Raw genomic sequence first — 14,199 nt, 5'->3', positions numbered from 1 at the left:
GCCGTAAACTGCTTCAGAACATGGGTAAGTCCTGATGAAGCCAATCCGGAAACTGGACGAGGCTAGCAACGGTCTTAAGGGTCTCAAGGACTATCTGGTGGGTGACGGCGAGCAAGCGAACTGGGAGGGCTTCCGCAGTCACCAGGGTGGTAAGGCTTACAGAAAGCTGGTGAGAGCCCTCTGCTATGTCCAGCATGGACTATGTGGGTACTGCGAGATCAACATCATCCCAGAGGACAAGCAAGTCGAGCATGTCAAGCCCCGAAGTTGTGACAAGGCTGGTGAACTGAAACCGGACAATATGATGCTCTGCTGCCAAGGTGGAACTACTCCCTCAACCAATGATAATGCACGGAAGCGAAAGCCGATCAAGGGAAACCGCAGTTTCGGTGAGGCCAAGGGAAACAGCATAGATCCGCAATTCATTGATCCAAGAGATTTGCCGCCGCTGCCGTCTCTAGTAAGAGTAGACGATGAGGGCAAGATCAGTGCTGATAAAGACGCTTGCACAGACGCCGAAATTGATGTCAACAGGGTTGAGAAGACTATCCAGATTCTGGGATTGAACGTCGCACGCTTGCGGAGCGCCCGGAAGCAGCAGTGGGCTACCCTCCACACAACCTCGGAGGACCATTTCAATAACCGTCAGGTGATGGAGGAAGCGGCCCGTATGCAACTCTTGCCGGGGGAGGACGGCCGCCTACCGCCATTCTTCTCCACTAGCCGCTCATACTTCGGCCCGGTGGCTGAGAGAATTCTGGCGGAAGAGCCGCGAGAGTGGATATAGGTTAATCTCCCCATGCAAAATCCCTCTACGATGAAATCTGGAGCTGCAGCACTCCAAGGCCATGGCCTGGTGGTGGCCGATGGCGCCTTGGGGCGCGCCATGGTGCGGTTGCTGTTGGATCAGGCGCCGGCGTTGACCCTCACCCTCACGGGACGAACCCCGGACCCGCGACCGGATACCCGGCAGCTGCTCCAGCAGGCCCCTGATCGCCTGGCCTACGGCATCCTGGATCTGTGCCGTGATGAGCAGTTGGCGGATCTCGAGACCCACCTGGACCGACTGGATCGCCCCCTGCGACTGGTGTTCAATGCCAGCGGCTGGCTCCATGGCCCAGCCCCCCATCAGACCCCTGAAAAGCGCCTGGCTGCTCTGCAACGTTCTGCGCTGCACCAGAGCTTTGCCATCAACGCCTGGGGACCGGTGCTCCTTGCCCAGGTGGTGGAGCCGATGTTGAAGCGCTCTGGACAGGCCTGGTTTGCCAGCCTGTCGGCCCGGGTGGGCAGCATCGGCGACAACCACCTGGGTGGTTGGTACAGCTACCGCGCCGCCAAGGCTGCCCAGAACCAGTTGCTCAAGACGGTCGCCCTGGAATGGCGCCGCACCATGCCCGGTGTGTGCGTGGCCTGCCTCCATCCCGGCACCACGGACAGTCCCCTGTCCAAACCCTTTCAGGCACGGGTTCCCCCCGCCAAACTGTTCACGCCGGACTTCAGCGCCGCCGCCCTGCTGGGGGTGCTGCTGGGCCTCACACCCCAGGACAGTGGCGGCTTCTGGGCCTGGGATGGCCAACCCATTCCCTGGTGAGGCGTCAGCCGCCGGTGGGGTTGCTCTCCCCTGACCAGACATGGGCCTTCAGGTCTTCCAGGGAAACGAGATCCAGGGTGGAGATCTCCGTGGCGGCCAGCACCACCGGTGGCGCCATGCCGTCCTCCAGGGCCTGCTGCCAGCGGCTGGCGCAGACACACCAGCGATCACCAGGTTGGAGGCCGGGGAAGGAGTATTCCAGCCGCGGTGTGCTCAGGTCGTTTCCCTGGGCGCTGCTGTAGGAGAGAAAGGATGCGGTCACCACTGCACAGACCGTGTGGCGGCCAACGTCCAGGGCATCGGTGTGGCAGACGCCGTCCCGCATCCAGCCGGTCATGGGCTGGCAGCTGCACGTCTCCAGGGCGCCGCCCAGAACGTTACGGGGTTGAGCATGGGTGCTGGTCATGGATCAGGGAGGGGCGAGGGCGCAACACCAAGTCTGGCGCCTTGATGAACTGTTTTTGCCGTATGGGCAGGGTATTGACGAAACAGGGGGGATGGCGCTAGAGGTCTGAATCGTTCCACAGCAACCGAGACTCAACGATCCCATGGACATGGATTGGGAATTCACGGAAGATGCGGCCTTTATGGCACTGGCGGATGCGTTCAAGGAGAGTGGTGAGGTGTCGGCCATGGAGTTCCTGGCCAACGGCGAAGGGGCCTTCCACTTTCAAGACCTGGCCCAGAATGCCGCTGGGGAAGGGATAGATCTGGCCGAGGGTGACGCCATGGAGGAGTTCCAGCAGCAGGTGATTGACGCCCTGGAGATGTTCTGCCAGGACTGAGAATCAGGGCTGAGCACAAGCCCGCTGGCAGGTGGCCTTCGGCGCAGCCTGGGGGTTGGGCCGGGGGGTGCCAGGCCTAGGCGCTGAAGTACCGAGCTTTGGCGTGAAGGGCCACCAGGGCAGTGGTGCTCTGCTCGGGCTGGAGTTGATCGCTGCTGTCCATGGTCAGGCCGATGGCCTCGGCCCCGAGCCAGGCCAGTTGTTGGCGGGAGTCGGCCACGTTGGGGCAAGCCGGATAGCCGAAGGAGTAACGGCTGCCCCGATAACGCTGGGCCAGCACGTCCCGCAGGGCGCCCGGTTCCTGGTCCCCAAAACCGCAGCCACGGCGGATGCGGGCATGGATCCATTCCGCCAGGGCTTCGGCCATTTGCACCGCCAGGCCATGGAAGTAGAGGTAGTCGCTGTAGGCATGGCTGCGGAAGAGTTCCTGGGCAAACCTGCTGGCCCGCTTCCCCATGGTGACGGCCTGCATGGGCAACACGTCCGTCGGCTGGTCGTTAGCCACATCCCGGTAAAAGTCGGCAATGCAGTAGCGGTTGCCGGAGCGTTGCCGGGGAAACACAAACTCCCCCAGTCGCTGCTGCCCCTGGGGATCAAACACCTGGAGGCTGTTGCCCCGCCGGCCACAGGGGAAGTAGCCGTAGGCCACGGCCGGTTGGAGCAGTTGGTCCTGGCGACAGCGCTCCAGCCAATGCTCCAGGGTGGGTTCGGCGGTGGTGCGCAACAGGGCCCCATGGTCCGCCTTGGATTGATTTTTGCCGCGGCGCAACTGCCACTGGCCCACAAACAGGGCTTGGCGATCCAGGTAGGCCGCCACCTCCTCCAGGGGAATCTCAGGGCTGCGCAGCAGGCGTCTGCCGAGAAACGGCGGCTGCACCGCAGGTTCTTCCGGAACTGCCGCAGAACGCTCCGTGGTTTCACCAGGGGGCTGGGCAGCAGGCTCTGCCGCAGTGCTGCTCCCTTTGCCAGGGGCGTCGGCTGCTGACGTATCCGGGGCAGTTGGGGCTGTGGTCTCTTCATGGACCAGACCCACCCCTGGCGGAATGCCGTCCAGAAATCCCTGCCGATGATCCCAGCGGTGCGCCTGACGGGCCTTCAGGTAGGCATCCATGAAGCGCAGGTCGGTGAAGGCATCCTTGCCGTAGACCACCTGACCCCGGTACACCGCACGGCAATCCCGATGGACAAACCGGGGGGTGAGGGCTGCACCCCCCAGGATGACCGGCACCTGGATGCCAGCATCGTTGAATGCCGCCAGGTTGTCTTTCATGAAGGCTGTTGATTTCACCAACAAGCCACTCATGCAGATGCAATCCGCCTGGTGCTCCTGTTGGGCATTGATAATAGCTGTCACGTCCTGTTTGATGCCCAGGTTAATCACTTCATAGCCGTTATTGGTGAGGATGATATCAACGAGATTTTTACCAATATCATGAACATCCCCCTTGACGGTGGCTATCAACACCTTACTCCGGGCCTGGTTCTGCCCGTCGGTTTTTTCCATATGGGGTTCCAGATAGGCCACAGCGGCCTTCATAGTCTGGGCGGATTGCAGCACAAAGGGCAACTGCATTTGCCCGGAACCAAAGAGTTCACCCACCACTTTCATCCCGTCCAGGAGAAAGCGGTTGACAATCTCCAAAGGCGGAGTCTTCTGTAAAGCCACTGCCAGGGATTCCTCCAGGTTGAGCCGCTCCCCGTCAATAATGTGTTGTTTCAGGCGCTCCTCCACCGGTAAATCCGCCAAACGCGGTCCCGTGGCTCTTGCCGCCTGGCCACTCACCCCGGCAAACATCTCCGTGAGAGCCGTAAGGGGATCATAGGTGCAGACATCGCCGGCAAAGCGACGGCGGTCGTGGATTAAATCGCGGCACACCTCCTGTTGCTCCGGGCTGATCTTATGCAAGGGGAGAATCTTGACAGGAGAGACAATGGCGGCATCCAACCCCGCTGAACAGCAGTCATGGAGGAAGACGGAGTTGAGCGCCATGCGGGTTGCGGGCGAGAGACCAAAGCTCACGTTGGAAATGCCCAGCACCACATGCACCTCCGGCATCTGTTGGCGAATACGGCCAATGGCCGCCAAGGTGGCGGCCCCGTTGCGGCGGTCCTCCTCCACACCGGTGGAGATGGGCAGCGCCAGGGGGTCGAAGAACAACTCTTGTGGGGGGAGACCGTAGGCTAAGGCATCCCGGTAGGCGCGTTGGGCAATGGCCAGCTTTTTCTCGGCGGTGCGGGCCATACCCTCTTCATCAATGGTGCCCACCACCACACCGGCGCCAAACCGCTTGGCCAACTCCAGCACTTTATAAAAACGTGGCTCACCGTCTTCATAGTTTGTGGAATTAAGAATACACTTGCCCCCGGCCACCTTCAGGCCCGCCTCCATCTTTTGCCATTCGGTGGAATCCAGCATCAGCGGTAGATTCACGTTGGTCACCAGGCGTTGCACCAGGGCTTTCATATCGATGACGCCATCGCGGCCCACAAAATCCACATTCACATCCAGAAGATGGGCGTTTTCGTTCACCTGCTGCCGGGCAATGCTCACCAGGCCGTCCCAATCGTCCCGGTTGAGAAGTTCTCGCACTTTTTTTGAGCCGCTGGCATTGAGGCGCTCGCCAATAATGAGAAAAGAATTGTCTTGATGATAGGTTGTTCTGGTATAAATGGAAGCAGCAGCGCTCTGGTAACTCGAGGGAAGTATTGTGTCGTTCCCGGAGTGGCGAACAGGCCGGGGGGCAGGCTGAAGCTGTTGGCAGTGTTGCACCAGTGCTTCAATATGGGCCGGTGTGGTGCCGCAGCAGCCTCCGATAATTTGCACACCCAAATCTTCCACAAAGTGGTGAAGGGCCATGCGCATCTCCATCGGGGTCAGCCGGTAATGGGCCACACCCCCCACGTTTTCCGGCAGGCCCGCATTGGGAATGCAACTGATCACAAATGGGGATTGTTCGCTGAAGTAGCGCACATGGGGCTTCATTAAATCCGGGCCGGTGGCGCAATTCAGCCCCAACACGTCAATGGGGAAGGGCTCCAGAATGGTGACCACCGCCGCCGTATCAGCACCCACCAGCATGGTGCCCGTGGTCTCCATGGTCACCGAGACCATCACGGGCAGCCGGCGACCCACAGCCGCCATGGCCTCCTCCAAACCCTGGAGACCAGCCTTGATCTGCAACACGTCCTGGCAGGTCTCCAGCAGCAGCAGATCCACACCCCCATCCATTAACCCCCTGGCCTGCAGGGCAAAATCAGCCCGCAGTTGGTCAAAATCCACCTGAGCCAGGGTGGGCAGTTTGGTGGTGGGTCCCATGGACCCGGCCACAAAGCGGGGCTTGCCTTCACCACTGAACTCGCGGGCCATCTCCGCGGCCAACTCCGCCCCCCGCCTGTTGATGGCATAGGCCTGCTCGGCCAGGCCGTATTCCCCCAGCACCAGGGGTGTGGCGCCGAAGCTGTTGGTTTCAATCACGTCACACCCCACCTCAAGGAAGCTGCGATGCACCGCCTGCACCACATCAGGGCGGGTGAACACCAGATGCTCGTTGCAGCCCTCCAGTTCGGGTCCGCCAAAATCCTTGGCGGTCAGGTCATGGCGCTGCAGGGACGTGCCCGTGCCCCCGTCAAACACCAGAACGGGCCGCTCGGGGCTATGGAGTCGCTGCAGAAAAGTGCTGGGGACGTCAGCACTGTGGGCCATGGTTCCCATTGGCAGTGGACTTGAATTTACGCGCCACCCGTGGAAATCACGGTGACCCAATGGCGGAATTCTTCGTCCCGCCCTTCCGTGATGGCCTGGAGACGGTGGCGGAGCCGCTCCATGATGGGGCGCTCACTGGCCAACTCCGTGGTTTCAATGCGGCGCACAGGGGTGATGCGGGCAGCGGTGCCGGTGAGAAACACCTCGTCGGCCAGCAGCAGTTCCGTCTTGTCAATGCCCCGCTCCACCACCTCGTATCCCATGGACCGGGCCATGGTGATGACACTGGCCCGGGTGACGCCCTCCAGGATGTCCTGGTTCACACCCGGTGTGTGAAGCACGCCGTCCCGAACAATGAAAACGTTCATTCCCGAGGCTTCACAGACTTTCCCCTGGCTGTTCATCAGGATGGCTTCGTCAAAGCCACTTTTGACAGCCTCGGTTTTGGCCAGGGACGAGGTGATGTAGGCACCGCTAATTTTGCCCCGCAGGGGTAGGGAGCGGTCCTCCTGGCGTGTCCAGGAGCTGAAGCGGCAGTTCACCCCCTCCGGGGAGAGGTAGTCCCCCAGCTCCAGCCCGTAGATTAGAAAGTCCGTCTCGATACTGTGGAGGCGCGGAGCAATGCCCAGATCGCTGGTATACACCAAAGGGCGCAGGTAAATGGGCACCCGGGGCTGATTGGCCTTAATCACCGCCTCCACCCCGGCGAGAATCTCCTCGCTGGAGAGGGAGGTGTTGAGAAAGCCGGCGCTTTGGCTCAGCCGACGGGCGTGGCGATCCAGGCGGAAGAAGAGCATCTGATGGGCGTCGCTGGGGTCCGGAATGGCCCGCAGGCCGCCAAAGGCTGCCGTGCCGTAGTGAAGCGCATGGGTGGCGATGGACAGCTTTGCCTCGACAAAGGGTCGGCATTTGCCCTCAAACCAGACGTAGGGAAGAAACCCATGCATTGTGGTGACGTTGGTGGTGTAATCCGATCTTCCCATGCATCGTCTCGCAGCCCTTCCCGGCGTTGACGACGGCCAGGTTGGCCCACTGCTGGTGGAGCAGAATCCCGCCCCGATCCTGATGCTGACCAGCGCGGACACGGACCTGGCCACCATGGCCACCGTGCTGGAGCGTGCGCCCCAGCCGTGTCCCATGCGGGGCCTGAACATTGCCGCCCTGGCCCATCCTGCCGTGGTGGACCACTACTTGCGCACCACCGTGGCCAAGGCCCGGGTGGTGCTGCTGCGTCTTCTGGGGGGACGTGGTGTATGGAGCTACGGCCTGGAGCATCTACAGGAGTGGCAGGCCGCCGGGGGATGCCTGGTGGTGCTGGACGGGGTGGCGCCGGATCCGGAGCTGGAGAGCCTCAGCAGCACCGCGCCAGCACTGACTCGGGCCCTGGGGGACGCTCTCCGTTGGGGTGGACCCGACAACCTGGCGGGTGTGGTGGCGGTGCTGCAAGACCTGGCGGCCGGTGTGGAGCCCCAATGCCCCCAACCGGTGCCCCTGGCCGATCCCCTCCCCCATGACTGGCGCCAGGGTGACCCGGGGCCGGCCGTGGGGGTCCTGTTCTATCGAGCCATGGCCCAGGCGGGTGATGTCGCCCTGGTGGATGCCACCGTGGCCAGCCTGCGGGCAGCGGGCCTGGCCCCCAAGGCATTGCTGATCAGTGGTCTGCGCACACCCGGAATTCAGTCCGGCATTGTGGCCCTCTGGCGCCGGCAGCGGGTGAAACTGGTGCTCACCGCCACAGGCTTTGCGGCAGTCGGGGCAGCGACAGGGGCGGCAGAGGCTGGCGCCAGCCTTTGGGACGAGCTGGACTGCCCCGTCCTGCAGATGGTCTGCAGCAGCGGCACCCGCCAGGCCTGGCGGGAGAGCAGCGTGGGCCTGGGACCCCGGGATTTGGGGATGCAGGTGGTGCTGCCGGAGTTGGATGGACGACTCTTGGGGCGGGTGGTGAGTTTCAAGGAGGTGCAGCAGCGCCACCCCCAGCTGGACTGTGCGTTGTTGCGTTACACCCCGGTGGCGGAGCGGCTGAGGTGGTGCGGCCAATGGGCCCGAGCCTGGCTGCATCTGGCCGCCACACCGCCACCCCAGCGGCGTCTGGCCATTGTTCTGGCCAACTATCCAACCCGCAACAGCCACCTGGCCAACGGCGTGGGCCTGGACACCCCCGCCAGTGTGGCGGCCTGTCTGGGTTGGCTGGCGGCAGCGGGCTACGGCGTGGCTGGGGAACTGCCCAGCAATGGAGACCAGTTGATCCACAGGCTCGTCAGGGGGCGCAGCAACGATCCCCGCAGCCTGCCCCTGGCTCCCATGGCCCACTTGCCCTTGGACGCCTATGAAACCTGGTTTGTCCAGCTTCCTGCCCCGGCACGGCAAGCGGTGCTGGAGCGCTGGGGACCACCCGCCCAGGACGACCACCTGGAGAGCGAGGGCTTTGCTATCCACGGCTGCCATTTTGGTGCAGTGGTGGTGTTGATTCAGCCCAGCCGCGGCTATGAGCGGGATCCCCAACTCAGCTACCACAGCCCGGATCTGCCACCCACCCACCACTACCTGGCCACCTACCACTGGCTGCAAACGGTCCACCACGCTGACGGGGTGATCCACTTCGGCAAGCACGGCAACCTGGAATGGCTGCCGGGCAAGGGTGTGGGCCTCTCTAACAATTGCTTCCCGGATCTGGCCCTGGGTCCACTGCCCCATCTTTATCCCTTCATCGTCAACGATCCGGGAGAAGGGGCCCAGGCCAAGCGCCGCAGCCAGGCCCTGATCCTGGACCACCTCACCCCACCCCTGGCCCGGGCTGGTCTCCATGGCCAGGAGGCTGTCCTGGAGCAACGGTTGGATGAATACTGGCAGGCGCTGCAACTGGGCAGTGATCGCGCTCCCCGGTTGCGCCGGGAGTTGGACGCAGTGCTGGCGGCGCTCCACCTGGATGCCGAAGGCGACCTGGACCAGCGGTTGGAGCAGGCCGACGGCTATCTCTGTGAACTGAAAGAGGCCCAAATCCGCACGGGGTTGCACTGCTATGGGGTGGCGCCAGAGCCACAGCAGCGGCTGGAGCTTCTGCTGGCCTTGGCTCGCTGCCCACGGGGGGACCAGCCCGGCCTTACCCAGGCCATGGCCCTGGATCTTGGCCTGGCGCTGGATCCCTGGGCCAGCGAAGAGGATGCGGCCCTGAGCCGGCAGGACCGGCAACGGCTACATCTTCCCGCCACGGCCCGCTGTGCCGGTGACGCCATGGCCGCGCTGGAGGACTGGGCCATGGAGCTGCTGGAGGGGAAGGCCACGGCGCCAGGCCAGCGGAGTCGCCACTGCCTGGAGCAGGTCACTGCCGACGTGGTGCCCCGCCTGGATGCCTGCCCATCCCGGGAACAACACTCCCTACTCCGTGCCCTGGCAGGGGGGCGGATTCCCCCAGGCCCCGCTGGAGCCCCCACCCGTGGCCGCCTGGACGTGCTGCCCACCGGGCGCAATTTCTACAGTGTTGACTTGCGGGGGCTACCCACGGAAGCCGCATGGGATCTGGGGCGCCGCGCTGCAGCGTTGTTGCTGGAGCAGCATGAGCAGCAACAGGGCGAGCCCCTACGTCACCTGGCCCTGAGTGTGTGGGGGACGGCCACCATGCGCAACGGTGGCGACGAGATTGCCCAGGCCTTGGCGCTCATGGGGGTGCGGCCCGTGTGGGACGGCCAGCAACGGCGGGTGGTGGACCTGGAGGTGATCCCCCTGGCCCAACTGGGACGCCCCCGGGTGGACGTGACGTTGCGGATTTCCGGGTTATTTCGGGATGCGTTTCCCAATCTGGTGGACCTGATGCACCGGGCCGGGCTGCTGTTACAGCAGACCACCGGGGAGAGCCTGGGCCAGATCTACGGCTCCGCGCCGGGGGCCTACGGCGCCGGGTTGCAGGGTTTGATGGACAGCGGCGCCTGGGAGACCACCGGGGATCTGGCCACCGCCTTCCTCAACTGGAGCCAATGGCGCTACAGCAGCAGCGCAACGGGTGAACTGCAAGTGCGTCAGGATCGAGACGGTCTCTGCAACCGACTGCGTCAGGTGGACGGGGTGCTCCACAACCAGGACAACCGGGAGCACGACCTGCTGGATTCCGATGACTACTACCAGTTCCAAGGCGGCCTGGCGGCGACGGTGACCCACCTGCGGGGCCGGTTTCCTGCCCTCTGGTTTGGAGACCATGCCCGACCCGAGCGCCCACGGGTCCACCGTCTGGCCCGCGAACTGGATAAGGTGATTCGCTCACGCCTGCTGAATCCCCGCTGGCTGGAGGGCATGGGTCGCCATGGGTATCGGGGCGGCTTCGAGTTGAGCGCCAGCTTGAACTACCTGTTTGCCTATGACGCCAGCACCGGGGTGGTGCCGGACTGGGCCTATAGCGCCATTGCCCAGCAGTGGCTCCTGGAGCCCGGACGCCAAGCTGCACTAAAACGCAGCAACCCGTGGGCACTGCAGGAGATGGGAGAGCGACTGTTGGAGGCGCACCGCCGTGGCCTATGGGAGGATGCCAAGGAGGAGCAGATTCAGGCCCTTGAAGCACTGGTGCGCCAGGTGGATGCCGATCTGGAGCGTACCTAGCTGGTCACGTCCCGCACCATGGTGCGGAAGGGATCAATGGAGCCCGGTTTGTTGCTGATCGAACTCCTGGGCACGGCACGTCCTTCCCGGACCGCAGCAGTGGCTTTCTTCCTTTTGACGGAACCACCCCGTAGCCGCTGGGCCAACTCCTGGGGGCTCATGGTCTGGGCAAAGGTCTTGCGCACTTTGCCGCCCGTGGTGGTGGCCGTGACCGCTGCCGGACCACTGCTTGCGGCGGCGGCCCTGTCCTCCGGCACACCTCTAGTGGCCTTGGTCACACGAGACGCCATGGCGCCCACCTCTTGTACCACTTCACCCCCCTCCGGCAAGGAGGCTGATTTTGGAAAGGTGCGGCGGATGGTGTTGGAGGAGCGCAGGTAGGACATGTCACCCACGGTTTGCGCCGCGTCGCTGTCCAGGAAGAACGGCTGATCGCTGGTGTTTTCAGCCTGGCCGGGCTTGGCAAGAAACCGGTCGAACAATCCCATGGGCTGGGAGGCAAACAATGAAAAAATTTTAGAGAAAGTCCAGGACACCGTTGCCAGGTCCGCCATTTTGCAACGATGCGCAAAGGCAGCACGCCGCTGCCGTCAGCGACCTTTCAGGCTGGTGCTGTGGGTGTCTGTCCCGCAACTGGCCAACAGCCCCAGATCCTGGCGCAGTTGATCCACGTCGTCACAGATCAAGGGCGACGGGCACCACCGGGGGAGCATGTCGTAGTCGTACCAGGTCTCCACAGCATCGAACTGCAACTGCCGGGCCGCCTGGATCAGACAACGGAAATCCAGCCGGTAGCGGGCTGGATGGGCCAGGGAGGCCAGGCCGCCCGCACCGTGAATGGCGCGCACCACCACCGAGGCCTGCAATGCCTCCCCATAGGCGGCTTCCCCCTGTAGATAGGGCATCAGGGGTGCTTCCTCGCCGTAGCCCAGGGCAAGAATATGCACAAGACAGGTGTTGAGCACGGCACTGATCTCAACGCCACGCCAAAGCTTGGGGACAGCGCACCCCTGCTGTTGCAGCGTCGCCAGGGTGTGTTGGGCCAGGGGGTAGGCCCGGTGGCTGTGGTGGTCCGTAATGGCCAGGTGCTCCAGCCCCAGGTCGGTGGCCTGAACGGCCAACTCCTGCGGTGTCAGGCTGCCGTCACTGCATGTGGTGTGGCAGTGAAAGTTGCACCACCCAGGGCAGCTACGGCGGTCCACCGTCGCCAGAACCTTTGCCAGAGGATGGGACACGGAGCAACCATCAGGCCCCCTGGGAGAGGGCCTGCTGCTCCGCATCCCGTCGACGCTTGCGGGCATAGAATTGAATGGCCAACGCCATAAAAACAACCAGGGCCACCACCAGCCAGGTGGCAGGGCCTGTGGGGAATTGGGCCTTGAAGACGGCCAACATCACGATCACCACCAGCAGCAGGGTGGGGGCTTCGTTGAGGGCCCGCAGTTTGCCACTGCTCCAGGTGCATATGCCTTGCTGCAACTGCCCCATCAGCCGATAGCAGAACAGGTGGTAGACCAGCAGCAGGGCCACGAAGGCCAGCTTGATGTGCAGCCAGCTCTGGTGAAGCCAACCGGGATTGGCCGCCAACAGGCCCACGGCCATGGCCACCGTCACCACCATGCCGGGGGTGGTAATGATGTTGGCCAGCCGCTTCTCCATCAAGGTGTATTGGGGCTTGAGCACCGCCTGGGCATCGGGGCTGAGGGCGTCCGCCTCCACGTGGTAGATGAAGAGACGCACCAGATAGAATAGCCCGGCAAACCACACCACCACCCCAATGACGTGGAAGGTCTTGAACCAGAGATAAGTCTCTGGCGGCAGGTGGAGCGCCATCGGGGAGGGGGGAGATGGAGGGGCCAGATCTCATTACAGCATAGCTTGCTGGGGTGTGCTTCTCGCCGGTGTGCTTCCCGTCGTTCCCAGGTAAGCGAGGGCAAGCTTCCCACGCGGGATGTCCTCACACCATGAGAAAGTCAATTGTGAAGAGGGTTTGCGTGAGCCAGCAGACTTTTCCAGCCGGGGGGATGGCAATTCTTCGTGGTACCCACCAGTTGTCAGGCACTCAATTCTATGGCTTATGTAAGAGGCTGATTGTTCTGCTCAGTTACAAGGAGAAAGACCATTTACAGGTGTCACCAAGTACCATAGGAAACGCTGGAAAACCTTAAAGTGGGTCCACACAGGATTCCGGCTCTTCTGTCACAGCAAGGCTTTTCAAAAAGCCGGACTGGGGCGGAGGGGGGTTCCAGGGTTACCCATAGAATTCTGGTGGCCATGTTTTAAATGGCAGGACTTATCGCAGTAGATATGAAACACTTCGCCCATGGCATGATGGCACCGCACCCTCTTCATGTCAAAACCCGTTCCAGTCGGGAAACCAGCTTCAGCGCCTTGTCCAACTCGGCTTGGTACAAGGGCTCCTCTCCCCAGTGAGCGGCGAGGTTCAAAACCCGGTCTTTCATGCGTATCACAGCATCGATGGTTTCGATGGCCTCGGCCTGTTGCCAGGCGGTATTGGATAGGAACCGCCGCAGGCGACACCTCTGTGTCTTCAGTTTTCCCTTCGTAGCTGGGTCGAGCGAGGTATCAGCGTCCAGATCCGCATTTGAGGCACACACGAGCTTGTCCCGGTGCTCTTCAGGAGTACTGGCAATGAAATCTTTATACAACTTCATGGGAAGCTGCTTTTCGAGATGATTACGGGCGGCCTTGAGATCTTCAGACAGCGAATGAAACTTTCCAGGTCTCGGCGTTTCACCCATTGCCAAGCGACGGTATGTTTGACCGTTTCTTCAGCAGCCTTGCGCAACTGCACGGCGGCCTCTTCCAGATCGTGACCCTTAATATATTGTCGTGCCTTGTCTAGCGGCTTCTCGTTCACTTTGGCAGTGATGCCATCTTTGGCATCGCCCTTCAGGGTACGGATACACCATTTATCGATGCCATTGGCTATCAATCGCCGAAACTCATTGAATAATTCCAAGTCATGGGTAAGGATGACCTTCTGGTAGTCGTTGAACTGTTTCGAGAGCAAAATTTCAGCTACCTTCATGCGGTTACTCATGTCCAGGCTGATCAGTAGGTCATCGATCACCAACAGCTTCAGGTCAGATTCGTGAAGATTGACGAGCGAGGCAGCGAAGCGTACCGAAAGGGCAAGCTGGGTCAGCTTGGCTTCATTCAAAAAGGTTTGCGGGCGGTGAATGGTCTTACCGTCCATCTGGATACCGAACTTGATGACTGGGCGGGTGAATCTGAAGTTGTTCTGGTTCGACCCGGTTGCGGCCGGCAGCGTAATCACATCCAGCTTAAGCGTTACCTTTGTCGGATCATCTACTGAGAAATGTTGATCGTAGAATCGCTGCGCCTCAGTACTGATGGAATCCACGATACTGGGGAGCATGCCCGCAAAGTCGTCAGTTTTTGTCTTAAATAATAAATAAGATTTTGCCGCTGCTCCTCCTGAGGCCTTGTGCGGATATAGACGGTGTCATTGTGGCTGCCAATGCGGTCGATGCGTCCGAAACGCTGGA

At 61.9% G+C, this 14,199-nt stretch carries 12 protein-coding genes; 4 read left to right on the top strand and 8 right to left on the bottom strand.

Going from position 1 to position 14,199, the window contains the following annotated elements; all coding sequences use genetic code 11:
* Nucleotides 1-34 precede the first annotated feature (34 nt).
* Together FLM9_RS02635 and FLM9_RS02630 are read left to right on the top strand one after the other, a co-directional pair.
* Complete coding sequence (locus FLM9_RS02635; protein ID WP_074457126.1) at nucleotides 35-787, top strand: retron system putative HNH endonuclease; 753 nt, start codon at nucleotides 35-37, stop codon at nucleotides 785-787.
* Nucleotides 788-799: 12 nt separating this feature from the next.
* Nucleotides 800-1,591, top strand: coding sequence for an SDR family NAD(P)-dependent oxidoreductase (locus FLM9_RS02630; RefSeq protein WP_257242971.1), 792 nt, complete (start codon nucleotides 800-802; stop codon nucleotides 1,589-1,591).
* A gap of 4 nt (nucleotides 1,592-1,595) precedes the next feature.
* On the opposite strand, the gene FLM9_RS02625 is transcribed toward FLM9_RS02630, so the two are convergent.
* Entirely contained in the window at nucleotides 1,596-1,997 is a 402-nt protein-coding gene (locus FLM9_RS02625) for a DUF2237 family protein (RefSeq protein WP_074457124.1), read from the bottom strand.
* 148 nt (nucleotides 1,998-2,145) lie between these two features.
* On the opposite strand from FLM9_RS02625, the gene FLM9_RS02620 reads away from it, so the two are divergent.
* Nucleotides 2,146-2,376, top strand: a complete 231-nt coding sequence (locus FLM9_RS02620; protein ID WP_074457128.1) for a DUF8667 family protein — start codon at nucleotides 2,146-2,148, stop codon at nucleotides 2,374-2,376.
* Between the two features lie 76 nt (nucleotides 2,377-2,452).
* Here the strand turns inward: FLM9_RS02620 and metH are convergent, their stop codons facing one another.
* The gene (metH, locus tag FLM9_RS02615; RefSeq protein WP_257242970.1) at nucleotides 2,453-6,079 is read right to left on the bottom strand and encodes a methionine synthase; all 3,627 of its coding nucleotides are present in this window, start codon (nucleotides 6,077-6,079) and stop codon (nucleotides 2,453-2,455) included.
* A 26-nt stretch (nucleotides 6,080-6,105) separates the two neighbouring features.
* The gene (locus FLM9_RS02610; RefSeq protein ID WP_074457122.1) at nucleotides 6,106-7,026 is read right to left on the bottom strand and encodes a branched-chain amino acid transaminase; all 921 of its coding nucleotides are present in this window, start codon (nucleotides 7,024-7,026) and stop codon (nucleotides 6,106-6,108) included.
* Nucleotides 7,027-7,060: 34 nt separating this feature from the next.
* Between FLM9_RS02610 and cobN the strand changes: the two genes are divergently transcribed.
* Nucleotides 7,061-10,666 carry a cobaltochelatase subunit CobN gene (gene cobN, locus FLM9_RS02605; protein WP_074457121.1) on the top strand — a complete coding sequence of 1,202 codons (3,606 nt, stop codon included), beginning with the start codon at nucleotides 7,061-7,063 and terminating at the stop codon, nucleotides 10,664-10,666.
* On the opposite strand, the gene FLM9_RS02600 is transcribed toward cobN, so the two are convergent.
* The 5 genes from FLM9_RS02600 to FLM9_RS02580 form a co-directional block, all read right to left on the bottom strand.
* Nucleotides 10,663-11,154 (bottom strand): hypothetical protein, encoded by a 492-nt coding sequence (locus FLM9_RS02600; protein ID WP_074457127.1) that lies wholly within the window; start codon nucleotides 11,152-11,154, stop codon nucleotides 10,663-10,665. The two genes, cobN and FLM9_RS02600, sit on opposite strands and share 4 nt — an antisense overlap.
* Before the next feature lie 102 nt (nucleotides 11,155-11,256).
* A complete protein-coding gene (locus tag FLM9_RS02595; protein WP_257242969.1) occupies nucleotides 11,257-11,901 on the bottom strand; it encodes a PHP domain-containing protein in 645 nt (214 codons plus the stop codon).
* A 10-nt stretch (nucleotides 11,902-11,911) separates the two neighbouring features.
* Entirely contained in the window at nucleotides 11,912-12,499 is a 588-nt protein-coding gene (hemJ, locus tag FLM9_RS02590) for a protoporphyrinogen oxidase HemJ (RefSeq protein ID WP_074457119.1), read from the bottom strand.
* A gap of 515 nt (nucleotides 12,500-13,014) precedes the next feature.
* Nucleotides 13,015-13,341, bottom strand: coding sequence for a hypothetical protein (locus tag FLM9_RS02585; RefSeq protein WP_074457118.1), 327 nt, complete (start codon nucleotides 13,339-13,341; stop codon nucleotides 13,015-13,017).
* A complete protein-coding gene (locus FLM9_RS02580) occupies nucleotides 13,338-14,054 on the bottom strand; it encodes a hypothetical protein (protein WP_143324568.1) in 717 nt (238 codons plus the stop codon). The genes FLM9_RS02585 and FLM9_RS02580 overlap by 4 nt, the downstream gene beginning before the upstream one ends.
* Nucleotides 14,055-14,199: the final 145 nt, after the last annotated feature.

Source organism: Candidatus Synechococcus spongiarum, assembly GCF_900047545.1.
GTDB classification, from domain to species: domain Bacteria; phylum Cyanobacteriota; class Cyanobacteriia; order PCC-6307; family Cyanobiaceae; genus Synechococcus_B; species Synechococcus_B spongiarum_C.
Note: the sequence above shows the minus strand (reverse complement) of the source record. Positions and strands in the feature narration are given on the sequence as shown.